20 protein-coding genes and 1 pseudogene are annotated in these 25,952 nt (G+C 58.5%); 3 read left to right on the top strand and 18 right to left on the bottom strand.

What is annotated here, in order from left to right:
- Positions 1-153: 153 nt before the first annotated feature.
- Entirely contained in the window at positions 154-1,038 is an 885-nt protein-coding gene (locus tag KGB28_RS03215) for a LysR substrate-binding domain-containing protein (RefSeq protein WP_223442257.1), read from the top strand.
- Between the two features lie 3 nt (positions 1,039-1,041).
- Here the strand turns inward: KGB28_RS03215 and KGB28_RS03210 are convergent, their stop codons facing one another.
- From KGB28_RS03210 to KGB28_RS03135, 16 genes and pseudogenes are all read right to left on the bottom strand, one after another.
- Positions 1,042-2,586, bottom strand: coding sequence for an amidase family protein (locus tag KGB28_RS03210; RefSeq protein ID WP_223442254.1), 1,545 nt, complete (start codon positions 2,584-2,586; stop codon positions 1,042-1,044).
- A 156-nt stretch (positions 2,587-2,742) separates the two neighbouring features.
- Entirely contained in the window at positions 2,743-3,672 is a 930-nt protein-coding gene (locus KGB28_RS03205; RefSeq protein WP_223442252.1) for a glycine betaine ABC transporter substrate-binding protein, read from the bottom strand.
- A gap of 5 nt (positions 3,673-3,677) precedes the next feature.
- On the bottom strand, positions 3,678-4,346 hold the full coding sequence (locus tag KGB28_RS03200; protein WP_223442249.1) for an ABC transporter permease: 669 nt from the start codon (positions 4,344-4,346) through the stop codon (positions 3,678-3,680).
- Between the two features lie 2 nt (positions 4,347-4,348).
- Positions 4,349-5,347 (bottom strand): ABC transporter ATP-binding protein, encoded by a 999-nt coding sequence (locus tag KGB28_RS03195; protein ID WP_150725508.1) that lies wholly within the window; start codon positions 5,345-5,347, stop codon positions 4,349-4,351.
- Positions 5,344-6,033, bottom strand: a complete 690-nt coding sequence (locus KGB28_RS03190; protein WP_218433270.1) for an ABC transporter permease — start codon at positions 6,031-6,033, stop codon at positions 5,344-5,346. Before KGB28_RS03190 ends, KGB28_RS03195 begins: the two co-directional genes overlap by 4 nt.
- A 345-nt stretch (positions 6,034-6,378) precedes the next feature.
- Complete coding sequence (locus KGB28_RS03185) at positions 6,379-7,374, bottom strand: GlxA family transcriptional regulator (protein WP_223442246.1); 996 nt, start codon at positions 7,372-7,374, stop codon at positions 6,379-6,381.
- 244 nt (positions 7,375-7,618) lie between these two features.
- The gene (locus KGB28_RS03180; protein WP_223442243.1) at positions 7,619-8,593 is read right to left on the bottom strand and encodes an alpha/beta hydrolase; all 975 of its coding nucleotides are present in this window, start codon (positions 8,591-8,593) and stop codon (positions 7,619-7,621) included.
- 35 nt (positions 8,594-8,628) lie between these two features.
- Positions 8,629-9,522, bottom strand: coding sequence for an amidohydrolase family protein (locus tag KGB28_RS03175; RefSeq protein WP_223442242.1), 894 nt, complete (start codon positions 9,520-9,522; stop codon positions 8,629-8,631).
- A gap of 316 nt (positions 9,523-9,838) precedes the next feature.
- A complete protein-coding gene (locus KGB28_RS03170; protein WP_223442240.1) occupies positions 9,839-10,837 on the bottom strand; it encodes a 3-hydroxybutyryl-CoA dehydrogenase in 999 nt (332 codons plus the stop codon).
- Positions 10,837-11,943, bottom strand: coding sequence for an NAD/NADP-dependent octopine/nopaline dehydrogenase family protein (locus tag KGB28_RS03165; RefSeq protein ID WP_223442238.1), 1,107 nt, complete (start codon positions 11,941-11,943; stop codon positions 10,837-10,839). The genes KGB28_RS03170 and KGB28_RS03165 overlap by 1 nt, the downstream gene beginning before the upstream one ends.
- 96 nt (positions 11,944-12,039) lie before the next feature.
- Positions 12,040-13,014 (bottom strand): AraC family transcriptional regulator, encoded by a 975-nt coding sequence (locus KGB28_RS03160; RefSeq protein ID WP_223442236.1) that lies wholly within the window; start codon positions 13,012-13,014, stop codon positions 12,040-12,042.
- Positions 13,015-13,099: 85 nt separating this feature from the next.
- Positions 13,100-14,460 (bottom strand): annotated as a pseudogene (locus KGB28_RS03155) (spinster family MFS transporter).
- 160 nt (positions 14,461-14,620) lie between these two features.
- Positions 14,621-15,871 carry an OprD family outer membrane porin gene (locus tag KGB28_RS03150; protein WP_223442234.1) on the bottom strand — a complete coding sequence of 417 codons (1,251 nt, stop codon included), beginning with the start codon at positions 15,869-15,871 and terminating at the stop codon, positions 14,621-14,623.
- An 896-nt stretch (positions 15,872-16,767) separates the two neighbouring features.
- The gene (locus tag KGB28_RS03145) at positions 16,768-18,705 is read right to left on the bottom strand and encodes a potassium transporter Kup (protein ID WP_411740572.1); all 1,938 of its coding nucleotides are present in this window, start codon (positions 18,703-18,705) and stop codon (positions 16,768-16,770) included.
- A 743-nt stretch (positions 18,706-19,448) separates the two neighbouring features.
- Positions 19,449-19,799, bottom strand: a complete 351-nt coding sequence (locus tag KGB28_RS03140) for a BON domain-containing protein (protein WP_223442229.1) — start codon at positions 19,797-19,799, stop codon at positions 19,449-19,451.
- A 445-nt stretch (positions 19,800-20,244) separates the two neighbouring features.
- Positions 20,245-20,940, bottom strand: a complete 696-nt coding sequence (locus KGB28_RS03135; RefSeq protein ID WP_223442226.1) for a winged helix-turn-helix transcriptional regulator — start codon at positions 20,938-20,940, stop codon at positions 20,245-20,247.
- Between the two features lie 104 nt (positions 20,941-21,044).
- Between KGB28_RS03135 and KGB28_RS03130 the strand changes: the two genes are divergently transcribed.
- On the top strand, positions 21,045-21,986 hold the full coding sequence (locus KGB28_RS03130; RefSeq protein WP_223442224.1) for a carbon-nitrogen hydrolase family protein: 942 nt from the start codon (positions 21,045-21,047) through the stop codon (positions 21,984-21,986).
- 71 nt (positions 21,987-22,057) lie between these two features.
- A complete protein-coding gene (locus KGB28_RS03125; RefSeq protein ID WP_223442221.1) occupies positions 22,058-22,492 on the top strand; it encodes a GFA family protein in 435 nt (144 codons plus the stop codon).
- Positions 22,493-23,099: 607 nt separating this feature from the next.
- On the opposite strand, the gene KGB28_RS03120 is transcribed toward KGB28_RS03125, so the two are convergent.
- The gene (locus KGB28_RS03120) at positions 23,100-24,509 is read right to left on the bottom strand and encodes an amino acid permease (RefSeq protein ID WP_223442218.1); all 1,410 of its coding nucleotides are present in this window, start codon (positions 24,507-24,509) and stop codon (positions 23,100-23,102) included.
- A gap of 85 nt (positions 24,510-24,594) precedes the next feature.
- Entirely contained in the window at positions 24,595-25,908 is a 1,314-nt protein-coding gene (locus KGB28_RS03115; RefSeq protein ID WP_223442215.1) for an OprD family porin, read from the bottom strand.
- Positions 25,909-25,952: the final 44 nt, after the last annotated feature.

Raw genomic sequence — 25,952 nt, 5'->3', positions numbered from 1 at the left:
CTGTTCTCTTGTCGGTCTAATCACGGGAAAACTCAAAACACTTGTCGCCTGAGCATTAATGGGTCAGCCTCAGGTCGTCGGGTACGCCAATGATCCTGCAGGCTGTGGCACCAGACAAACGGATAATCCTGCCGCTATCGATGACTTTTACGAATGAATTACCGTCACCTCACCCCTTCGATGTCGTTGCTGCTGGCCTTTGAAGCCGCCGCCCGCCATGAAAGCTATACCCGTGCCGCGATGGAACTGTCATTGACCCAAAGCGCCGTGAGCCGGCAGGTCCAGGCGCTGGAACAGCAGCTGGGCCTGACGCTGTTCCGCCGTGAAGGCCGGCAAGTGCAGTTGACCGATGTCGGTCGTCTTTATCAGCGGGAAATGAGCGAAGCGCTCGGACGCATCCGCAGCGCCACGCTGCAGGCCATGGCTTATCAATCAGGCAGCGGCACCTTGCGCCTGGCCACCTTGCCGACCTTCGGCTCGAAGTGGTTATTGCCGCGCCTGCATGACTTCTACAAAACCCATCCCGGCATGCTGGTGCACATCAATTCCCGGATCGATGCCATCGACTTTGAAACCAGCGGGATCGATGCCGCGATCGTCGTCGGCAATGCCGACTTGCCGGGCCTGATCAGCCATCGCCTGCACACCGAAGAATTGATGGTGATCATTTCACCACAAGCGGCCGAAGCCCATGACACCTGGACCCCGGAGCGCATTGGCGGACAGACGCTGCTCAACGTCGCAAACAATGCCAACGTCTGGGGCGAGTGGTTCAGCCACCACGGCCTGCCCCATCGGATGATGCGGTTGGGGCCGAGTTTCGAACTCACCTCGCACTTGATCCAGGCCGTCAGGGCCGGCATCGGCATCGGTCTGGTACCGCGTATCCTGGTGGCCGACGAACTGGCCAACACCGAACTGATCAGCCTCGATCAGCCCTTTGCCAGCCAGCGCAGTTACTACCTGGCCTATCCGCCGCGCAACGAAATGCTGCCGTCACTCGTCGCGTTTCGTACCTGGTTGCTGGAACAGATCTGACGATTACCGCCCAAGGAACGCGTAGCCGAAACCAACCACCTTGGCGTCTTCGCCGTAGCCGCCCAGGAACGAAACACCGACCGGCAGGTTGCCCTCGATGATGCCTGCCGGAACGGTGATCTCGGGAAATCCCGTGGCCGAGGCAATGTACGACGACGCGTAGGTATCGCCGGACTTGCACACGTAACTGTCATCGCTCACACCGTGCACCACCGAAGCCGGGCAGTTGATGGTCGCGAAGAACAGGCTGTCCACCTTGTTGTTCTTCATGACGTCCATCAGTTGCGCGCGCAACTGTGGAATCTTCCGGGAGAGAATGGAGATGTACTGGGGTGAATCGGTGCTGGTGGCACTCGCTAGCGTTTCCAGTCCGGCCAGGCGTGCCGGGTTCATCCCGTGCGCAGCGTTTTGCGCCTGATTTTGTTTGGCCAGGTCGAGAAACTGCACAAGCGTTCGCGGTTGGTTCGGATTGAGGGTGGCGAGGTAGCGTTCGAATTGCGGCTTGAACTCACCCTCTCCTACTGGCCCGAGCACATCGCTCCATAGGGTTTCAAAGGCTTTTGGCAATTCGATGGAGACGACATGCGCACCGCGCTTGCCGAGGGTTTCCTGCGCCGTTTTAAAGACCGCGTCCACCTCCGGATTCGCCCCCTTGAAATTGGTGATCACCCCAATGGCCTTGCCTTGCAGCGAGGAACGGCTCAGTGCCGGTTCGAACTGTATTTTATCTGCAGCAAGGTCGAGGGTCGCCGGATCGCCTTTGTCCTGGCCCTTGATCGCATCGAGCACGATGGCCTGATCCAGCACGCTGTTGGTAATGACGCCGGCGGTATCGAACGCGAGCGACAGCGGAATGATGCCGCTACGACTGATCAGCCCTAGCGAAGGTCGAAAACCCACCGTGCCGGTGACGCTGGCCGGCGCCCGGATCGAGCCGCTCGTGTCCGACCCCAGCGCGAAGGGGGCAAACGCCGCCGCCACCGAGGCGGCAGAACCGCTGCTGGAGCCGGAAGCATCCCGCTTGGTGTTCCGCGGATTCAGCGTCTGGCCGCCAAACGAGCTGTAGCCAAACCAGCCAAAGGACGCGGCCAGTTCCGACAGGTTGGCTTTGCCGAGCAGAATGGCTTGCCCGTCGATCAGCTTCTTGACGGTGAAGGCATCCTGGCTTGGCACCGACGAACGCAGCACGAAGGAACCACCGGAGGTGACCATACCAGCGGTGTCAAAGTTGTCCTTCACCACGAATGGAATGCCGGCCAGCGGTGCGTACCTGGCAGTGGGGTTTTTTGCCCGTTCAGCATCCCACTTGCGGGCCTGATCGATTGCCTGTTCATTGATGGTCACCAGTGCATTGATGTTTTGGCCCTGGTGATTGTTCGCCTGAATGTTATTGAGGTAATGCTGGACCAGTTGCTCGGAACTGAGGGTCCCGGCATTCAACGCATGACGCATATCGGCGAGACTCATGCGGTCGATACCGTCATCCGCCTGAGCACTTGCCGCCATTAGCAAAAACGCGCACGCCACGAACTTTTTATTCAACTGCACTTTTATTCTCCGAGTGGGTACAGGCGAACGAAACCGGCTCGCACCTGATAGAGGTGCAAGGGAGTGGATGGGAGGCAGGGAAAAAAGGCCGGGGTTATTCCGCCGGCCCTGGAAAGCTCTTAAGACAATGTCGAAGATCGCAGCCTTCGGCAGTTTCTACAGCAACTTGCTCTTTTGCAGAAATTCCTTGGACACGCTCTCGATGGATTCACGGCCGACATCGACCCGGGAATTGAGACCCGCGATGGTGTCGTCATCCAGCTTGGACGACAGTGCGTTGAGCAACTCGCCGATCTTTGGATTCGCCTTGAACACTTCAGTGCGAATAACCGGGGTCAGCGCGTAGCTGGGGAAGAAGCTTTTATCGTCTTGCAGCACCACAAAGCCGAAGGCCGGAATCCGCCCATCCGTCGACAGGACCAAGGCCAGATCGACCTGCCCGTCTCGAAGCGCCTGATAGGTCAGCCCGCCGTCCATGCGGACGATGTTCTTGCGCTCAAATTCAAACTTGTAGGTCTCTTGCAAGGGACGCAGGCCATCAGGCCGGGAAAAGAATTCAGCATTGGAGGCAAATTTATAGGACTTGCCTGTTTCGATCTTCTTGGCAAGATCGCTGATCGAAGCGACTCCATCCTTCTCTGCCTCTTCCTTGCGCATGGCAAAGGCGTAGGTATTGTTAGCCTTGGAAGGATTCAACCAGGTGATGCCTTTCTGCGCATCAAGCTCGCTGATTTTCTTGTACGTTTCGTCAGCATTGAGCTTGTCCGTGACTTTATTGTAAGTAATCAGCGAAGTGCCGGTGTATTCCCAATACACATCGACCTGACCATTCTCTTGCGCCGCGCGCAATACGGAAGAACCCAGGTCCGGGCGTTTATCGACACTGTAGCCATTGGCGCGCAGGAGTTGAGTGGTCATCTCGGCAACCAATTGCTGCTCGGTAAACTTCTTGCCGCCGACCACAATCGTGTTGTTGGCAGAAGCACTGCCCACAACACCGCAAACAAGACTCAGGGTAAAGATCAGACTGGCCAGCATTCGATAAATCATCGTGCACCTCATATTATTGGTTTTGTCCATGGTCATCGGATTCACTCGCGCCCGGTCAACCTCAAGCCCCGTGACACTGCAATGTTTTGAATCAAGCCGCAGCCCAGATCGACCGCAATCGCCAACAGCGCGGTCGCCGCGGCACCGGCCAGCATCATGCCGAAGTCGTTCAAGTCGATCCCGGTAAAGATCAACTCGCCCAGCCCGCCGCCACCGACCAGGAAGGCCAGCGGCGCGGTACCGACGTTGATCGCCAGCGCCGTGCGGATGCCCGCGAAAATCACGTTCATCGCGTTCGGAATTTCAACTTTCCACAGCGTTTCCCGTGGCGTCATACCCATGGCCTCGGCCGCTTCGACCAAGTGCTGCGGCACGGCGCGCAAGCCTTCATAGGTGTTGACTGCCACGGGCAACAACGTCGCGACAAACAACCCGATGATGGCCGCGCCGCTACCGACACCAATCAAACTCATGGCCAACGCCAGCAACGCGAGCTTGGGAATCGCCTGCCCTACGTTAAGGACCTGCATGCTGGCCATGGCGTAACGCTGGTTCGCCGGACGGCTCATCCACACACCCAACGGCAGCGCGATGACCAGGGCCAGGACCCCACTGACCGCCACGATCTGCAGATGCTGGACCGTCAGGTAGCTGATGTCGCCCCAGTAAAACTGCAGCCCTTCCCACAATCTGATCAGTAAGTCAGACATCTTCAGTGCACCACCGGAGTAATGTTTTCAACAAGTCGTGCCAGGATGTCGGCCTGGTGGACATAGCCGATAAAGCGCCCGTCGCTGTCGTTGCAAAGTGCCCAGTCCTGGCCGCGACCCAGCAGTTGCGAAAGCACCTGGCGCAGGTCATCCCCTGGCTTGACGATCAGGTGCGATTGCGAAAAAACAGCGCTGTTGCCGCCAACGATCTGCATGTGTTCCCGTGGCGGGACCTTGCTGGCCACGTCAGCCGCGCGCAGCAGACGCAGGCGCTTCATGATCCGGTCGCCACCCATGAAGTTCGCCACGAACTCACTGTTGGGCCGGGCCAGCAGATCATCCGAGCTGCCGAACTGCTGGATTTTTCCGTTATGGAACAGGGCGACGCAGTCCGCCATCTTCACCGCTTCATCGATGTCGTGACTGACAAACAGGACGGTCTTGTTGACGAGGCGCTGGATGCGCATGAACTCGTCCTGGATCACTTCCCGGTTGATCGGGTCGATCGCGCCAAAGGGCTCGTCCATCAGCATCACGGGCGGATCCGCTGCCAGGGCCCGGGCCACGCCTACGCGTTGCTGTTGACCACCGGAAAGTTCACACGGATAGCGCTTGAGAAATTTCGACGGATCCAGCGCGACCACTTCCAGCAACTCCGCGGCGCGCTTTCGGCTTTTGGTTTTGTCCCATCCCAACAGATTGGGAACGACGCAGATGTTTTCCTCAACGGTCATGTTCGGGAACAGGCCGACTTGCTGGATCACATAGCCGATGGAGCGCTTGAGGGTGACGCTGTCCAGTTCGGACGTGTCGCGACCGCCGATTCTGATCGTGCCGGAGGTAGGCGTGATCAGTCGGTTGATCATTTTCAGCGTCGTGGTCTTGCCACAGCCCGACGGCCCAAGCAGTACGCAGATCTGCCCCTCTTCAACATTGAATGAGACATCTTCTACTGCAGTGATTGAGCCGAATTGCTTGTTCAGGTTTTCGATCTGGATCACGTCGTAGCTTCCTTCATTCGGCCGGTGGCCACTTTGTTCTTGTTCAAGCCTTTTGGCGTCAGCAGGCGCTGCAAGCCGTACAACGCGTAATCGGCCGCAATGGCGATGACACTGATGACGATCGCGCCGGCCAACAGCTGTCGGGTATCCGATTGCGCGATGCCGCGAATGATCAGGCTGCCCAGGCCGCCGGCGCCGATGTAGGCCGCGATGGCTGCGATGCCGATGTTGATGACGGTCGCCATCCTCACGCCCGCCATGATCAGCGGGACCGCAATCGGCAGTTCAACCTTGCGCAATCGTTGCCCGGTCGACATGCCCATCCCGATCGCCGCTTCGCGCAAGGCCGGATCGATGTTGGAGATCGCAGTGGTGGTGTTGCGGATGATGGGCAATTGGGAGTAGAGAAACAGCGCAATGACCGCCGGCACGACGCCGATCCCGTAGCCGATCAGCGACAGGGCCGGAATCATCAGCCCGAACAGCGCGGCGGAGGGAATGGTCATCAGGACCGCGGCGAAGGCCAGGACCCAGCGACGCGTTCTGGGGTGCTGGGAGATCGCGATCCCGACAGGCACGCCCGTCAGAATCGCCAAACCCACCGCAACCGCCACGATGAGCAGGTGCTGCCCGAGTAGCAGACTGATCAGCCCGCCGTTTTCCAGAATGAAACTCAAGGTTTCCATGGTTGTTATGCCTTCTGTACGTCATTGTTGTTTTTATCGGTCGCGCATCTGGAATTGAACGCCGGATCTGTAGGAAACATTACCGCGCTACCGTAGGCACTCTGAGCTTCGAGTTCGACGATTTCTATCAAAAAAACGACGTCACGCGGCAAGCCAACTCGCAATGCAAGGCGCAGGGTCGATTGAGGGCGCAAGTATGCGGGATCGCCAAATGACCCAGGCTTGTCAGAGCGCACCGCCTGTCGGGCCGAGTCATTAGCTTGCTATGGGATTTTGCAGAGAGGATTGGTTCAGAGGTTTTTCAGGGGGTTGACGGTTGTTGACCCATGCACTCAGTGACTGAAATCAGGAGTGAGCATCATCAAATTTCCGCCGCTCTTCACCGGGCGTACATCCCCAGACACGACGGTAAGCAGCACCCAGATGTGACGCCGAGACGAACCCACAGCTGTAGGCAATGGACGCAATGGGCTGGGTGCTTTCACGCAGCAACCGGCGTGCTTCGTTCAACCTGAGCTCCAGATAGAATTTCTTCGGCGTCATGCCGAAGTGCTGATGCCACAACCGCTCGAGTTGACGGTGGGACAGATTGCAACGGTCGGCGATCTCTTCGATGCCGACGATGTTCTCCAGATTGTTCTCCATGAAGGCGATGGCGGCTGTCAGCCTGCGATCGTGAATGCCGAACCGCCACTGGATCGACATCCGCTGATGCTCTTCCGGCGCGCGTATCCTGGCGTGCAGAAATTGCTCGGCGATGCTCGCCGCGAGCTGGTTACCGAAATCAAGCGCGACTTGTGCCAGCATGAGGTCGATGGCCGCCGTCCCGCCGGCACACGTCCAGCGGTTGCCATGGTTGACGTACAGCTCCCTGGTGACTTCGATCGTGGGGAATTCCTCCGAAAACTGGCCGATGGACTCCCAGTGCAAGGTGCAGCGCTTGCCTTCCAGTAAGCCTGCGCGTGCGAGGATGAACGTACCGGTGCTCAGTGCGCCGACGGTGATCCCGCGGGACGCTGCGCGCTGCAGGAAGCGCAGCATTTTGGGTGGTTTCTGATGCTCGATGTCCAGGCTCGCCAGGACAAAAACGCGATCCAGTTCCGGCGCCTGATCAATCGGCACGGTCTGGATTTCGATACCGCTGCTGGAGCTGACCGGTCCGCCCGACTCCGTGAGCAGGGTCCACTCATAAAGCGTTTTGCCGGACAGTCGATTGGCCGCGCGCAAAGGCTCGCTGGCACCCGCCAGGGCCATCATGGAGAACTGAGGGAGAATCAGCAGCCCGATTCGCTTGGTTGTGTGGCTATTCACAGACGTCGCTGACTCACTGGGGGCTGTCATCGCCAGATCCTTTCATGGGGGGCAGCCATTCAAGTGAACAGCCTGGGCCACCCGAAGAAGTGGCTTTGCACCCGCCATGTTAGGGGTTGAGCATGCATTCAGCCAGATTCAATCGTTGAGACAGCGAACCAGCCCTGCCGAAGCGTTACGACAGATCAGAACGACGGGAGCAATACACCCCGCGATGCTGGAAATCGCTGCGAGACCTCGACGCCCGAGGTCTCGCAGGAGAATGGCGAGCGGATCAGCCGCGCGCGCGGATGGCTTCATCGATGCTCTGGATCATCGACTTGAACACAGGGCTGTCGACCTGATTCTGCTGGCCATGTTGCATGTGCGAAATGATCAGCGCGTTCGGGCCGGCATCGCCCGGATAGTTCTGGTGCAGACGCACAGACTCCGACGGCATGTGCAAGGTGTTGTCGGCGCCATGGATGATCAGCGCGGGCGGGAAGCCTTTTGCACCTTCGATGGACTGCTCCGGGTCATACACCACATAGGACTTGTAGGACTTCGCCGTCACGTAGGTGCAGCCCGGCCAACGGTCCGCGCCGCCCGCTTCGGTGTAGCCACCCAGTTGCTGATCGACATAAGCCTGGGTCTCAGGATCCAGCGGGTAGTAACCGAGACGGGTCCCATCAGTGCCGGTGTCGAACGGAGGGATCGGCGCGTTATCCGCCAGTTGCTGGATGGCTGCGTCAGCCGCAGCCTGATCAGCGCGCAAGGCTTGCAGTTTGCGGATGTTGGTATAACTCATCGGCACCCAGAAGCGGATCTGTTCACCGCCGGCCGCGGCCAGTTCAGCCACTGCACCGAGGCTTGCCACCGAGCCCATCGCCCACGATGCGACCACCGGCATCTCACCGAAATTCTCGCGCGCCCATTCAACGGCACCGAGCACTTCATCTTTCTGGTCTTCGAGGATGACGTTGGTGATGACCTTGTCACCTGACTCGAGGGTATTACGGATGTGCTTGTTGGAAAAAAAGCCTGCCACGTCGTAGGTCATGACGCGATAACCCAGGCCTGCCAGGGCGCGACCGAACAGTTGGCCGTACATCGTGACCCCGCCGGTGAAGCCGGAGTTGAAGATGACCGGTGGCAGTTTTTGCGCCGCGGCGTCGAGTTGTTCTGGCTGAAAAACCGTGCCTTTGAGGCTCAGGGTTTCATCGCCATACTTGACGGTGAAGTTGATGTCTTTTGTTGTAATGTTCGTCATTGCTGGTTATCTCGAAGTGGGAGCGTGGGCGTAGATCAACTTACCCATTGGCCAGATGCTCCTCGCAGAAGTTGGCCAACAGGAATTCGGGTTTCTTTGGAAACATGCAGTGCAACGGCATCAACAAAGTTGAAAGCGCTGTTCAGATTAAAGAGGCCGGAATACGGAACTCCCTTGTTGTCAGTTCCAACATGAGGTGCATCCGTTGCTTCCAGAAGAATCTTGTCCGCGCCGACTGCGCAAACAATTTGCGTGACGAAACGAGCTGTTTCCTCGGGATGGACGCAAGTGCGATAGCCAGGGCCCTTGAACCACACGTTGCCTCGTACTCTGGCTTCAGTGAGTAGCGCGATGTAGGCCGGTTCGGTGATGTCACGCTCGCTGTGACAAGTGCCCAGGTGATCGATAATGACCCGCACATCGCGAGGGATCTGGCGCAATACGCGCAGATTCGTCTCGGCTTCTTTCGCGTAAATGTGCAGATGTTGGCGTGGTAGCAAGCGGCCATAAAACGCCGTCCACTGCTCATCACTGAATTGCGTATCGGAAACCGTTTCAGGCCTTGCATCGTGCAGAACGATCCGTGCGCCAACCACCTGCGGGTGCGAGAGGCGTTCCTGGGTGGCGTAAGCAGGTTCTGCCTTGATCGTCCCCACCAATTTGACGTCCCCATAGCGCAGAGGGTTGGCCGCCTGGAGATTCTTGAGTTCGTCAAATGAAGCAAATACGTTTTCTGAATCCGGCAGAATGCTCAAATGGACGTTATTGAGGAGCGTCGGAGCAATTCCGGCATCGATCAATGTATCCAGATAAGCAGTCAGCGGATGCGGCTCAGGTAACGCATAGGGCAGCGAACCGGCCACTCGGCGTAGGTCTTGTGATGTATAGAAATGAACGTGACTGTCTATTCTTTTGATCAACGGCAGCATGATTATTGTTTCCTGCTTTTGTGCGAAAACAATAATCGTCGTCAGTGCTTCATCGCTCCCGCCAACTCGACGTGTAGTATCAAAATTTCGCCATGCGCGATTTTGCGGGCAAGGATGCGCTGGCAATCAGTGCATGGATGTGAAGAGGCGAACTGAGCCTTGGGGTTCTATGTCGCAACGCTGGCAGGACTCTAGAGTCGTGAAAATGAAACCCGGAGCGGTCGATGGGTAGGCGGTCTGTCAGATGGATGGCGAAAAATTGATGGATTTCGACCGCTGGTGATGCAGTCAGGGCCCGGCCTCCGGGCCCTGATGCTCAAGCCTGCTTCAAGGCGCCATCGAACGCTGGCGTCAACCCCGACAACTCCAGCTTGCGGACAAAGTCGCCGAGACGCTGCTGCTTGTAGGCGTCCACGTCCATGTCACGGTAGTCGTAGAAACCCTGGCCATCGCGCAAGCCATTGCGGCCGTTTTGCATGTTGTCGGCGATCACCTGCGGCGATTCGAAACGCGGTGACAGCGCGCCACTCAAGTAGCGCGAGGCGTAGTACAAAATGTCGCCGCCGCCCCAGTCGATGAACTCAAGCAGGCCCAGCACCGAGAAGCGCAAACCAAAGCCGACGCGCACCGCCGTGTCGATATCTTCTGCGCTGGCCACGCCCTCTTCCACCATCCGTGCCGCTTCGTTCATGACCAATGCCTGGATGCGCGGCACGATGTAGCCAGCCACCGGATTGCACACCACGGGCACCTTGCCGATCCGCTTGAGCAGTTGCAGCAGCCGTTCGACCACCTGCGGGCAGGTCGCTTCGCTGCGGCTGACTTCCACCAGCGGCATCAGGTACGCGGGATTGAGCCAGTGCGCATTCACGAAGCGCTGCGGCTCACTGACCATTTCGCTCAACTCGGTGACCAGGAAAGTCGAGGTGGTCGACGCGATGATCGTCGACCCCGGGACATGCTCGCTGACCCAGGCGAAGGTCTGCTGCTTGACCCCGATGACCTCCGGCACCGCTTCGAACACCAGGTCGCACAGGCGCAATGCCTCTGCGGCCTGGGACCGGGATTGCAGCGTCAACCGGGATATCGCGATGTCCGCCTGTTCCAGCTCAAGCACGCCGAGGCGTACCAGCATCTGCAGTTCGCTGCGGATGTTGTTGCGCACTCGCTCGAAGTAGCCGTGCCGCTCATCCTCGGCGCGATCCTTGATATCGATGAGGGTGACCGGCAGGCCCGCATGGATGAACGCCAGGGCAATGCCCTCGCCCATCCGGCCGGCACCGACCACGCTGACGTGGGGCAGCGCGGCGTTCATCAGTTGTAGCCCTTGGTCAGAAGCTCGGTCATCTGCGCCCGACTCAGCGTGGCCAGACCGAGGTTTTCCAGGGTGCGGCCTTCAGCGTAGAGGTCACGACAGGCGACGACCGAGGCAATGCTCAGCAGGCCCTGCGCCACCGGGGTCGGCACACCGGCCCAGCGGCCGACGGACACCAGGAAGGACAGGCCCAGGCGGGTGTCTTCGAGCATGTAGCGATGCGTCTGCAGATCGATGTCTTCGCGCCAGTCGCCGCTGTCGGTCAGCTTGCCGTGGGCACCGCGCCCGTACATCCACTCGTCACCTTCGCTGGTGTTGTAGTGGTCGGCCAGCGGGAAGTGCGGCGCGCCGTAGGTCAGCGCTTCGCGCACGGCCATGCGTTCGGCATCAAGCTGGTTGGTCACGCGGCGAATCGACGGTTGGGTGCCTTCGTTGTGAATGTCCCAGGCCTCGAAATGCTCCAGGGGACCTGCGTTCATCATGATCAGCGGCGGGTGGATGATGGGGCCGGCGTTCATCAACGCACCGCTCAGGGCGTCTTCAATCGGCTCGACGCTCGGGTAGGCCTCGCGCAGCACCGCGAAAGCATGCTCGGACAGGTTGCTGGGGAATACGCCAGTGGGCAGGCGGGTGGCGTAGCCGCTGATCACCAGGTCGCTGGCGCCGTGTTTACGGACCAGGTACGGCAGCGTGCCGGTTTCAGCGAAGGCGACTTTGCTGTGGTTGCCCGCATCGGCCATGGCCTTGGCGAACACGAAGCTGCCGAAGGTGCCCGGCGGCAGGAACACCACCTGACCGTCGTGCAGGTGCGGCGCCACGTGTTTGGCCAGGTCTTCGTGGGAGGTCGACGGCAGCGGGATGATCACCAGTTGCGCGTCGCCCAGGGCTTCGGCCAGGTCGTCGGTGAACGAGAGCTTGTCGCCCTGCTTTCCGACGGACAATTTGCGAGTGCCCTTGTAGTCCTTGATGGTCAGGCTGCCGATGACCAGCAGCTCTTTGAGCGCGGCGCAGTCTCGACGCCACAGGCGGGTCTGGTGCCCTTTTTCAGCCATTTCGACAGCAGCGGCGTAACAGCCGTGACCACCACCCAGCACGGTAATATTCATGCAGATACTCCTTTTTGTTAGAGACTCGATCCTATCGAGCCGCACCGCCACAGACTCATCCGATTGCGCAGCCGAATGACGAATTGCGCAGGAGTCTCAATGCTTCTGCCACCGCAGGGTGTCAGACGGCAAACAGCCGTAGCGTTGCCGATAGGCGCTGGAGAAATGCCCGAAGCTGTTGATGCCATGACGCAACAGGATATCGGTGACGGTTTCACCAGCCCTGCCCTGCTTGAGCGACTCGTGGATCACCGCCAGGCGACGGTCGCGGATGTACTCGACCGGCGCCTGCTGGAGGAACTGGTTGAAGCCGTTCTGCAGGGTGCGCACCGAGACGCCACATAGCTCGCTCAAGGTCGTCAGGCTGATCGGTTGGTCGAGGTGTTCCTCGATGTAGTCACGGGCCTTTTTCACGTGGTGCGGCAGCGGCGCGCGCGAGTCGATCAACAGATCCGCCGAGTAGTTGTGCGGCAACTGTGTGAGCAGCAGTTGCATCAGGTATTCGGACAGGCCGCTGGCGAGGCGCAAACCGTCCACGCCGCTGCCGTACAGCCGGCAGATGTAGTCCAGGGTGTGATAGAGGCTGACGACGCCGGCGCCCAGGTGGTCGACGCTGACATCAAAGATCACCGACTGCCGCAGACTGCGGCCGAGCAGGCGTTGCAGTTGAGTCTCCAGGGCATCACGGTCGACACGCAGGATCAGGTTGCGGCACTCGCCATCGGTGACGATGCGGCTTTGCGCGAACGGCGAGGAAACGCTCAGGTAGCCCGACTGCATCGCCGCGCTGCGCCGCCCGTGGGCCACCTCGCAATGCCCCTGCAAGGTAATGCGAAACAGGTACTGATCGGCAATGTCGCCGATGGTGATCTCCACCGGCGCGCCATAGCGCAGGTCGAGCAGCGCCGAATCGCCGAAGAATACGCCGTTGAGCCGGGTGTAAATGGGCTCGTCACGCAGCACGTTGAAGCTGTGCGGGCACAGGTATTGGCTGACCTTGTCCTTGATCTCGCGGTAATCGGCCGAGCTGAGCAGGCTATGTCGTTCCAACAGGTGTACATCATTCAACATCAAGGGTTCTCCTGACCTGGAGCACCTCGGCCCCGCTCCCTTTAACAGGAGCGAGGCCGGGGCGCCGATCGTGGACTATGACCAATCAAGCCCGGGTCGGGTGCTCACGGGCATAGCTTTCGCGGAAATGACGGCAACCACGCCATAGCAGCAGCACGGTCAATGCCGACGCGCCGGCAATCACCAGCGACATCGACGAACCGACTGCTGCGGGCGATCCGAAGTAGCGGTCGGTCAACAGCGCCACCAGCGTGGTGCCCAGGCCCAGGCCCAGCAGATTGCTGATCAGCAGGAACACGGCCGAGACCTGTGCGCGCACCTGGTTCGGCGCAAGGATCTGCATCGCCGCCGTGGACGCCGGCATCGGAAACGAAGCGAAGAACATCGCTGGCACCAACAGGGTCACCGACAGCCACAGTTGATCGACTTGCGGGAACAGCACGGCCGGCACCGCCATGCCGAGGGCACCGATGACGCCAGTGCGCATGGCAGCGTCCTGATGACCTTTCTTGGCCAGATAATCGGTGAGCCATCCACCGAACAGCACCCCGGCGGTGTTGGCCACCAACAGCACGGTGCCGAGCATGTAGCCCGCCTCCATCGGCGACAGGCCGAATTTGCGGATATACAGCGCCGGGCTCCAGCTCATCAAGCAGAACAAGGCCATGGCGTAGAACGAAAAACCCAGGTAATGACAGGTGAAGGTGGCACGGTGGCGGCCGAGGAAGCGCAAGCCATCGCTCATCGCGACCTTCTTCGCCCGACCCTGCGCATCGACCTGCAGGCCTTTGCGCGCCGGGTCGCGCACGGTGAGCCAGATCAACAGGCCGACCACGATACCGGGCAGGCCGACAATGAAGAACGCCAGCTGCCAGGCCTTCATCGCGCCGAGAAAGGCGACCTCGATGGTGTTCATGTCCTTGAGCATCGCGATCACATAGCCGCCCACCAGGAAGGCCAGGCCACCACCGACGAACGAGCCGATCGAGTAGATGCCCACTGCGCGGCCGAGCTTTTCCTTGGGGACATGTCGCTGAACATCGAGTAGGCCGAGGGCGACAGGGCCGCTTCGCCGACGCCGACGCCAATGCGGGCGAGGAACATGTGCAGGAAGTTCTTGCTCATGCCGCAGGCAGCCGTCGCCAGGCTCCAGAACACCACGCCGACGGCGATGATCTTCGGTCGGGAGAAGCGATCGGCCAGATAGGCGATGGGCATGCCCATGAACGCGTAGAACAACGAAAAGGCCAGCCCGTGCAGCAAGCTGAACTGGGTGTCGCTGATCTGCAGGTCGGCTTTGATCGGCTCGATCATCAGCGCCAGGATCTGCCGATCCACAAATGAAAAGATGTAGGCGATCATGCACAGGCCGACCACGTACCACTCGTAAATGTAGGTTTTCTTCTTCTGCTGCTGCAGGACCGCGTTATCGACCTGGATATTCACTAGTGTTTGCTCCTCTTGGAATCCGCTCATGCGCGCAGCGCGCCGGGTGACGGTGCACAGCACACCGACTGGGAAGTTGCGGGGCAGATGTAAAGGACAAAGGGTTCGAACATGGTCAGGCCTCTTATTGTTATGGGGTCAAATCCCGGGTGGACTGGGCTTACCAGAACTTCCAGGTGTAGGTCGTGGCGACACGGAATTCGTTGTAGTCGTAGCCGTACTTCTGTTTCACGTCGATGTTACGCAGGTCCAGCCCCAGGCCTTGCAACGCCCCGCTCTGCACCACGTAGTTGAGCCCCAGAAAGCGTTCGCTTTCCTGGTTGTCGCTCAGGTTGTTGCCACGGTCCCAGTTGGTACCCTTGATGTAGCGGGTGTAGAGCTTCAGCCCCGGCACGCCCATCCCGGCAAAGTCATAGCTGTAGCGCGCGCCCCAGGACTTTTCATCCGGGCGGACAAACCCCAGGGACGACCAGTGCACCAGGTAAGGTTGCGGGATAAAACCGTTCATGGTCGGGAACACGCTGTCACCGAGCATGCGCTGGTAACTGAGGCCAAACATGTGAGCGCCTTTGAGCAAGGAGAACAATGCACCGTAGGAACGGTTGTCGATTTCACCGTTCAATGCATTGCCATCTTCATTGTTATTGAAGTAGCGCAAGTCGGTTTTAAGTTTGTAGCCATTACCCAAGTCAGCCATATGCATCAGGCCAAAATAGTGCTGCTGATAAATATCGTGCAACACGCCATAGAAATAACTGGCTTGCAGGTTCTTGGTGATGTCGTAAGTTGCGCCGCCAAAGTCCAGGCCGTCACTGTCGAGATTATCGGTGGAACCAAACTTGTACAGTTTCTCGTGGTTGGAAGATTCCCGTGTCGCAGCAGACCAGAAACGGCCGCCGGTCATCGTCAACCCATCGACTTCCTTGGACTCGACCACGGCCCCTTGGTAGATGGTATCCAGTTGCCGACTGGGGTCATCGAATGCCACCGGCAGTTGTGGGCGAAGGTCACCGACCTTCAACTCGGTCTTGCTGTAGCGCATCTTGAAGGTAGCGCCAGCGCGGCTGTAGTCATCGGCCGTCTGCTGGTCACGGACGCTGTACGGCAGCGAACCGTCGTTGCCCGACGAATCCAGGCGCACGGCGTACTGCGCATCCACATCAAGGCCGATCGCCAGGGCCGTGTCGGTGTAACCGGACGTAAACTGCGCATCGAAACCCTGAGACCAACTATGCACTTCAGAAACCGGCGCATTGTTATTGGTGTAGTTACGGTGCAAGTAGAAGTTACGCGTATCCACTTTCAAGTGACTGTCATCGACAACATCGGCATAGGCTGCCAATGGCGAACAGATCATTCCCAACACGCCGGCAATACCGAGCCCACGGCAAGATTGTTTTACCTGATACATCTAACTTCTCCACACTTGTATGTGCTGGGCACTGTATTTATAGGAGCAGATTCGAACTGAAAACTAAAAATGCCGACAGCCGAACACCGAGCCTTCTTGCGCAGGAAGGCGGATTGCATCAGGGATATAAAGAACGATGGGTTCGAGCATTGTCAGGCCTCTTGTTGTTATGGGGTAAAACGCCAGGCGGGCTCAATGGAACAGTCCGCTACGACGACACGCCTCTTGTCTACCCAAGGTAAGTCAGTAGGCGCCGCGCCGATATCGAGATGAACAGCATCCGTTGGGGGGAAAACTTCAACCCGGCTAAAGGTTTCCCGTAGTCGACTCAAAAGCGCAGGGCACACAGTGGGAGACGGCAAGCCTGAGTTGCATAAGCCTTCCTTTAGCGAGGTCTTGTTGTTGGATGGGCCCTAAACTAGCGATTGCACTGCCTGCCAACCTCCCCGATTACGCAGGCGACTCTCCAATTGCGCAGCCTGATACAGACAACCTGAGCGCTGCCGCCGCCGTGCAACCAGCGTATCGTCGGGGCACAAGCCAACCGCAGCCTGGCGCCCTGACGATCCCGTCAGGCAGCGGCATGAATTACACAGGACAGAATGAGAGCTTGCGGGAACACCCGGGCCGGGTGCTGGTGACATGGGGGTATGGGGGTATGGGGCGAAGGAGTCCTGCAGAAAGAAAATGCAATCCTTCTCACCCAAGTCGAGAATCTGATCGTTGGTGATCCTCGAAAGCCTGAGTCTCCGGGCTGGCGTAAACAGGCAGCAATCGGCTGGAGCAGACATTCATGATGGTCGGGATCAGCTGCTGAAACAGACGCTGATCACGGAGGTCTTCATGTCTCTTACTCTGCGAACAAACAAGGCCGCCCGTGCGGCCTTGCCAATTCCTTACATCTCAACCTGTGTACCCAGTTCTATCACCCGATTCAACGGCAACTTGAAGTACTTCAGGTTGCTGTTGGCGTTCTTGAGTAAAAAGGCGAACAGACTTTCTCGCCAACGGGCCATACCGATGCGCTTGGTCGGGATCACCGTTTCCCGGCTGAGGAAATAGGTGGTGCGCATCGGACTGAAATCCAGTTCTGACAAGTGACAGTGACTCAACGCCAAGGGGACATCAGGCTCCTCGATAAAACCAAAGTGCAGACTGACCCGGAAGAACCCTTCGCCATAGGCTTCAACCTCAAACCGTCGATCAGCACTCACACGAGGGCTGTCCTCAGACACCACAGTGAGCAACACCACTTGCTCATGCAAAACCTGGTTATGCAGCAGGTTGTGCAGCAGCGCATGCGGAACGGCATCGGCCCTGGCCGTTAGAAACACTGCCGTGCCTTGTACGCGATGAGGAGGTTGCGTACGGATGCTACCGATGAATAGCGGTAGAGGCAGCGCGGTTTCATCCAGCCGTTCAACAATGATCTTGCGGCCCCGTTTCCAGGTGGTCATCAAAATGAACAGGCCAATACCGGCAATCACCGGGAACGCACCGCCCTGGAAGATCTTCGGCGCGTTGGCCGCGAAGTACAGGCCATCGACCAGCAAAAATCCCAGCAACATTGGAATGGCCAACCAGCGCGGAGTTTTCCATAGCAGCAGGACCACCGCCGAGGACAGGATTGTTGTGATCAACATGGTCCCCGTCACCGCGACACCATAAGCGGCGGCCAACGCACTGGACGACTCGAAACCAAGCACCAGCAGCACAACACCGACCATCAACGCCCAGTTAACCGTGCCGATGTAAATCTGTCCCTGCTCCTGGCTGGAGGTGTGTTGGATAAACATCCGAGGGACATACCCAAGCTGGATGGCCTGGTGAGTCAGGGAAAAAGCGCCGGAGATCACGGCTTGAGAAGCGATGATGGTCGCCAGTGTGGAGAGTGCGACCATCGGCAGCAAGGCCCAGCCCGGCGCGAGCAAATAAAACGGATTGCGCACCGCCTCCGGATTTTCCAGGATCAAGGCACCTTGGCCAAAATAATTGAGTACCAGTCCTGGCAACACCAATATGAACCACGCGCGGGCAATGGGCTTGCGACCGAAGTGCCCCATGTCGGCATACAGTGCTTCGGCGCCCGTCAGCGCGAGTACCACTGCACCAAGGATGGCCACACCGATTCCCGGATGAGCGATAAAAAAATGCGCTCCCCAGTATGGATTGAGCGCTTGCAGCACTTCCGGCCGCTGCAAAATCCCGTAGATCCCCAGCGCACCCAGCACTACAAACCACAGCACCATCACTGGGCCGAACAGGATACCGATGCGAGCCGTACCGTGTTTCTGTATCAAGAACAGCGCCACCAGCACGATCACCGACAAAGGCACAACCCAGTGCTCGATTCCGTCAAACGCCAGCTGTAGCCCTTCAACCGCCGAGAGCACAGAAATAGCCGGGGTAATCATGCTATCCCCGTAAAAAAGTGCCGCACCGAAGAGGCCAAGCAGAACGAGTATTTTACTCATATGCGGATAAGGTGCTGCCGCACGGCGGGCTAACGCCGTCAACGCCATGATGCCGCCTTCGCCCTGGTTGTTGGCACGCAGGATGAACAGTACATATTTGATCGAAACGACCCAAATCAGTGACCAGAAGACCAACGACAGAATACCCAGCACGCCGTCGTGGTTAGCCTGAACGCCGTAGTGGCCGGCAAAGACTTCTTTCAGCGTGTAGAGGGGGCTGGTGCCGATGTCTCCGTAAACCACACCGACCGCGGCGACGAGCAAGCCCGCTCCTGACGTTTTGGATTGCGGGTTTTCATGTGCTCCGATTGCTGTTTCACTCAAGGGTCGCTTCTCTCGAATTACGGGGAGGAAGTGCATGCCATCCTTGGGCAAAACGATATGCCCAGGCCACTGAAGCCTCAAGGCGCATGGACGTTCTAGAAAGTCGCGGCCAGTATCTTTGAGGGCGGAAACAGCAGTCGTAAAGAAAGCGTAAAAAATTTACGGCAGATATTCGAAACATCAGATCAGAACTGGCGGCTTGGGTCTGTTCGACATTGCCGGACTGACAGACTGAGTCGATTGCAGCCTTGCGCGACAGGCAACAATCGGCCAAAAGCAGTCAATTGCGATCGACTGCAGACGGTCAGCGTCTCGCTGTCAGGCCATGGCAGAGTTCATTTATTTTCGCGAAGCGCGCGAGTACATTCGAGAGATAGAACGTAACAGCCCTCGCCCTGAACCCTCGACCAAGCTGAAAGCGCCACTATCAGGAAAAGGTCGCCAGCTGACCTTCTTGACCGGCAGTAAACGGCCGATTCTGTTGAAAAAGTCGACCCGCCCTGGCTAGCCATGCATCGAGCGGTGAAAGCGCCTTCTTTGCACGCCGCTACGTCAAATCCGAGTCCTGGACCTTCTGCGCAAAACACAGATTTCAATCTCAGACGCGCACTTTTCTGCAGTGGAAACCGAAGCCGACTTTTTCAACAGAATCAGCCATAAGCAGCCAGTCGGAAATGCCCACGAAACCATGGGCGATTCACTCTGGGGCACACAGGCATTCAGCTTCCCTGCGCCCTCGGTTCCCGACTGGGAGCACGGCGCCTACAAAGTTGCCATTATCATTTGTCGTCCATCTTTGTTGACGATTGTGGCCGGCGCTCAGTGCTCTCTTCGGCGTTGGGCGCTTCTGGAAAACTCCCTGGCGTGAACACATGGGTCTGCAAGTCGCTGGCATCGACTTCGGCGACACCATGAACCGAACGGGCCAGACCAATGGCCTGTTCGCACTGTCTATGAGTGTCGACGCGGCCGCTTAACCCCACTATGCCCGCATGGGTTTTGACATTGATATGCAGGCTAAGGGTCGGATCGGAAAATGCCAGGGCCGACTTCACCTTGGCGGTAATCCATGCATCGTGAACGGCCATTTCCAGACCATGAGAGTAATGCTGGAAGGAGTGAATTTTCATGGCTGAACCCTCTCTCGCGTAATCAGACGTACTGTCCATCCCATTTGCTGCGCCGCCCCTCTGCCTGTCAGGTGAACGCTATGAATACCTGATTCGTTTTGGAGCGCTCGCCACGCAAACATTGACAGAAATTAATTATAGTACGGCCGTTGCCTGCGGTCAGAGCGCTGTCCCCGTGAACGTCCGCCTTGGTCGCTCTGTGCCAGGCGCAACACCTACAGAGCACGCCAAACAGTCCTTATTGCGATCAGCCCCGATCAACCCATAGCTGCCGATCTCGACCGACAGAAAACGGCCGATTCTGTCGAAAAAGTCGGTTCGACCAAACAGCCTGGTCATTGACTGGTTAAAACGCCTTTTTTGCACACTGCTACGTGAAATCCGAGTCCGGAAGCCTCTGCCGAAAGTAAAGATTTCAATCTCGGACGCTTACTTTTCTCGATGGCTATTGCAAAGGCTCGATTGCAGCGCTCCGGGTACCGGCGAACGCACTCGTGCCAAGCCAGCGCCACAAGTTTTGCGCATCCTGCACAGCGCCGTCTACACGCAGCTCTCGCGACTGAAGAACCTCCCTTGGTGTGCGGTCGCCGGTCCACACCTCGGTCAACGCGCGCACGCTAGAGTCCACGACGAGCGTGAGTTCGCGTCCGGGGTCGTCGCGGCACAGATCTGCCACACCATCTTCGACCACGAGCCACCACTCTTGCTCGCCGGACCGCGCGTCGCGGAATCTGAAGTGGATGACCACCGACCGGGACGGGAACATCTCGATGCGCGCGAACCGGCGCACGTCCCACATGAGCAGGCCCGCGTCGAGTTCGTTATCGCGCAGGCGACTGCCTATCCAACGCGCGCCCCAATGGCCTAGCGCCATTATGATGGGGCGCAAATCCTCGCCCGCTTCGGTCAGGCTGTACTCCCAGACCTTGCCTGCGGCTGTGCGATGTACGACACCGATATCTTCCAAGTGGCGCAGCCGCTGTGCCAGCAAGCTGGTGGACATCCGTGGTACGCCGCGGTGCAGTTCATTGAAGCGCTTACTGCCGCATAGCAGCTCGCGCACGACCAAAGGCGTCCAGCGCTCGCACAGTGCTTCAGCACCGCGCGCGACTGTGCAGAACTGACCGTAGCTTTCATCCATCGCCTGTACTCCGCAACTACAACGCTTCAGATTCTGAACTAGCCTCGCGACTTCATCACGCGCACGCTGAGGCCTTCGAAAGCCAACCGCCACAGGAGAACGCCATGACCATGATAGCCATCATTCAGCGCCCGCCAGTGCTGCTCGATCGCAGCGCGACGATCGCCCGGGCCGTGCAATCGGTCGCTGAGGCGGCGGCGGCGGGAGCCTCGCTGATCGTTTTGCCCGAACAGTTCATTCCAGGTTACCCGTCTTGGATCTGGCGGCTGGCGGCGGGAAGGGACGGGGCTGTAATGGGCCAGTTGCATGCGCGGCTGCTGGCCAACGCCGTCGATATTGCGAACGGTGACCTGAGCGAATTGTGCGAGGCCGCCAGAGTTCACGCCGTGACGATCGTGTGCGGCATCAATGAATGCGACCGGCGCCATGGCGGCGGCACGCTCTACAACAGCGTAGTCGTTATCGGCACGAACGGCGAAGTGCTCAACCGACACCGCAAGCTGATGCCAACGAACCCCGAGCGCATGGTCCATGGTTTCGGTGATGCGTCAGGGTTACGTACGGTCGACACACCCGTCGGCCGTGTTGGCACACTTATCTGCTGGGAAAGCTACATGCCGCTGGCACGCTATTCTCTGTATGCCCAAGGGGTGGAGATCTACATCGCACCCACGTATGACAGTGGCGATGGCTGGATCAGCACGATGCGCCACATAGCACTCGAAGGCCGTTGCTGGGTGCTCGGCAGCGGTACCTTGCTGCGCGGCAGCGACATCCCCGATGACTTTCCGGCTCGCATGCAACTGTTTCCCGATCCGCAAGAGTGGATCAACGACGGCGACTCGGTGGTGGTCAACCCTCAAGGCCGGATCACAGCCGGTCCATTACACCGAGAGGCAGGCATTCTGTATGCGGACATCGACGTCTCACTCGTGGCGCCAGCGCGGCGGACGCTCGACGTCACCGGGCACTACGCGCGCCCTGACATTTTCGAACTGCAGGTGCGGCGCACGCCGACGACAGCGGTGCGCTACATCGACGGGTGAAGCTAATCAACGCTCAAGCGATCCATCCCAACTTCGGCGGTACGCATAACAACTGATGAAGGAGTCATTCCATGAGCATTCAAAGGTCTTACAAAGGCAGTTGTTTTTGTGGCGCAGTCGAGTTCACCGTCAGCGGTGAGCCGGCCGCAATGGGCTATTGCCATTGCGAGTCGTGTCGACACTGGGCAGCAGCGCCGGTCAATGCCTTCACGCTGTGGAAACCCGAGGCGGTGCAAGTAACTCGGGGGGCTGACAACATTGGCACCTACAACAAGACACCGCAGAGTTATCGCAAATGGTGCAAGAGTTGCGGCGGTCATATCTTCACCGAACACCCAGGGATGGGGCTCATCGACGTATATGCCGCTGTCATCCCGGATCTCGCGTATTCGCCAGGCGTTCACGTCCACTATCAGGAAACCGTACTGCGCATCAAAGACGGGTTACCCAAGCTGAAGGATGTCCCCAGCGAATTAGGGGGGTCGGGCGTCAGCGTGGACGAATAGCGCTGGCACGGTAGCGTGTGGCGCTCCTCAAGAGTCTTGATTCAGGTTGACTGACTTCCTCAGTGCGTGAAGCGGCCGGTGGCGCCAGGCAATATACGGCCAGAAGCAGCCATTGAGTAGAGTTTACGAAACATGCGGCGACTCAACGAAAGCGTTGTTCTAGAGCCTTCGTTTCATTTTGAAGCACATTAAAAGTGCGCTACTCTCCGCCGCTCCATACGCATAAGGACGCTGCAGATGAATGTCAAAATTGAAACAAATGAACAAGGAAGCGGTTGCAAAGTCTAGCTTGACGACTCCCCTGTATCGTTCAAGATACCTGGAGGATGCTCAAACATATGTCGCGCAACTGCAAGAGCGGATTGAGGCTGCATCCAGCTCATTTGCTTCAGGGCCACATGCCCCTGACAGAGCTTGATTATCGTTGAGCAGCGTGTGCCCCTGCGCGCAGCGGCTTGTTTTCGAAGCAGTGCGCGCTCCGTACCGCGCTTGAATCAACAACAACCCGAGTATCAATCCGCAACCTGATCGAACCCGGGGCGACGCATCGTCAGGTTCCGGGCATTTCGACCTGACTGAACTTCACCGCCCCGGTACGACCTTCAGGCTATAGCTTGGGCTGCGCACTCAGCGCCGTGACCGCCCTGGTTTTCCTGAAGAAAACACCGTAGACAATCGACAGCACCAGCAGGAACGGCACACCGAACACCAGGGTCATCTTGAAGGCTTCAGTGAAGTAGGTGGTGATCATCACCGCCCCCATCAATACCAGCCCCAACAATGTGCTGTAGGGAAACAGGCGCATGCGGAACGACAGTTTGCGGTTGCCATTGCGTTCATGAAAACGACGGAAACAGTAGTGCGTGAGGAAGATCATGAACCAGGTAAAGATCGCGCCGAACATCGAGATCGCCATCATCAGGGTGAACGAACTTTCCGGGTACAGGATGTTGAGCAACGTCGCCAGGGCGATCCCTGAGCTGGAGAGCAACAGCGCGTTCAGCGGGATCCCGGTCTTGCTCAACACCCCCATGGATTTTGGCGCGTAGCCGGCACGGGACAGGCTGAACATCATGCGCGTGGTGATGTACAACTGGCTGTTCATCGCCGACAACGCCGCGATCAGGATCACGAAATTCATCACGCCGGTGGCGCCGGGAATGCCGATGGCTTGCATCACCGTGACGAACGGACTCTGGGCATGGCCCGCCTGGACCCAAGGCACGATTGCCAGCATCAACGCCAGGGTCAGCAGGTAGAACACCACCAGGCGCACGATAGTCCCGCGAAAGGCTTTCTTGACCGCTTGCTCCGGGTCTTTTGCCTCACCGGCAGCCACCGCGATCATCTCCACGCTCAGGTAGCTGAAGATCGACACGATCACCGCGATCCACATCCCTTGCAGACCATTGGGGAAGAAGCCGCCGTGAGCGGTGTAATTGTGCACGCCGTATTGCGGGTTGCCGGAACCGAACACCACATACACCGCCAGGATGATGAAGCCGACAATCGCGCCGATCTTGATGGTCGAGAACCAGTATTCGAAGGTGCCGAAGGTCTTCACGCTAATGGCATTGAGCACGATCAACACACTGGAGAACGAGAGGATCCATATCCACTCCGGCACGTTGGCAAACCAGTACTTCATGTACATCGCCACCGCCGTCACTTCCGTGCCGACCGCGAGCACAATCGCCGCCCAGTAGGCATAGCGCACCAGGAACCCGGCCAGCGGGCTGACATAAAATTCGGCATAGGCACCGAACGAACCCGAGGTCGAATGGGCCACGGTCATTTCCGCCAGGCAGCCCATCAGCAGCAAGGTGATGATTGCGCCAATGGCATAGCTGAGCAGTACGCTCGGCCCGGCATAGCCGATGGCATAGGCGCTGCCCATGAACAGCCCGGTGCCGATTGCACCGCCAATGGCAATCATGCTCATTTGCCCCGACGTCAGTTGACGCCGCAGGCCGTGTTCACGGTTGGATATCGTTTCGAAACCGGCGTTATCGGTCATTTTTATGTCCTCTGGATTTTGTCTTTCTTGAAGAGCACGTCGGGGGTTTAACGGTGGGGATCAGCCACGCACAGCAGGACACGGATCAGAAAATACTCAGTGGATACTCGATGATCACCCGGACTTCGTTGTTGTCCGTGGTGTCGGCCCGGGCGACCTGCGCGGTGGAACGCACACTGGCCTGACGCACACGTATTGAAAGGTCCCGGGCCTTGCCCGACTGCACGACATAGCGCGCCTCGATGTCGCGCTCCCAGCGCTTGCCGTCATCGCCGTAACGTCCATAGGCGCCATTGGGCCCGCCGTCGTAATGGCTGTCATCGATGTGGTCACCACTGACGTAACGCGACATGAAGCTCAGGCCCGGCACGCCGAAAGGCGCCATGTCCAGGTCATAACGCAGTTGCCAGGAGCGTTCGTTGGGGGCGTTGAAGTCGAGGACCTGAATCGAGTTGGCGAGGAAAATCGAAGTGCCCGGTTGCTGATCGAACCCCAGGTAATCGAACGGCTCATCGCCATCGACCCGCTGGTACGCCAGGGTCACTCGATGGGCACCGAACCTGTACGCGGTGGACAGCGACCAGGTGGTGTTGTCGATCTTGCCGGCCAGGCTCTGGCCACTGTCGTTGGTGCGATAGAGATTGAAATCCAGGTTCAGCGACTGGTCTGGCGCCAGCGCATAGGTGTAGTTGGCGTTGCCGTAGTACTGGCGCCAGATGTCGGTGAACTGCGAACCGTACAGGCTGACACTCAGTTGATCGCTCAGGGCGTAACTGCCGCCCAGATAATCGACGCTGCGGGTTTCCACGCCGGCGTACAGCGCTTTCAGCGCGCCATTGGCATTGGTCGAATTACTGTCGTTGCCGGCGGTGAAATGACCGATGTCCAGTTGCAATGCCTTGAGTTCATTGCTGGTCAGCTGAAAGCCGGTGGCAACGCTGGTGAACAGTCGCGCATTGCCGGTGCCGAACACCGGATTGAGCGGGGTCAGGTTGCCGTACTTGAGCTCGGTCTGCGAAATCCGCGCCTTCACCGCACCGCCCGCTTCGGAATACTCATCCTCGGGACGGCCATCGGCATCGACCGGCAGCAACCCCGTACCCGTGCGTCCCTTGCCACTGTCGAGCTTGAGGCCCAACTGCGCATAGGCATCGACCCCGAACCCCACCGTTCCCTGGGTGTAGCCGGAGCGGTAATCGAGCATGATCCCGTGGGCCCACTCGTCCCGATAGTTCTGCCCGCCCGGGTTGTTGAGGTTATTGCGGTAGAAATAGAAGTTACGGTTGGTCAAGGTCAGGCTACCGTCTTCGACAAATCCGTTGTCAGAAGCGGCACAGGCCATTTGGCCAAGGCAACTGGAGATGGCGAGCGGCAAGGCAGGCCAGAGGGACAATTTCATTCTGCGTGCTCCTTATTATTGTGATTGCAGAACTGGTGATTGGG

The organism is Pseudomonas sp. BF-R-19 (genome assembly GCF_019956445.1).
Classification (GTDB): domain Bacteria; phylum Pseudomonadota; class Gammaproteobacteria; order Pseudomonadales; family Pseudomonadaceae; genus Aquipseudomonas; species Aquipseudomonas fluorescens_BH.
The sequence above is the reverse complement of the archived record's forward strand: the minus strand, read 5'-3'. Positions and strand labels throughout refer to the sequence as shown.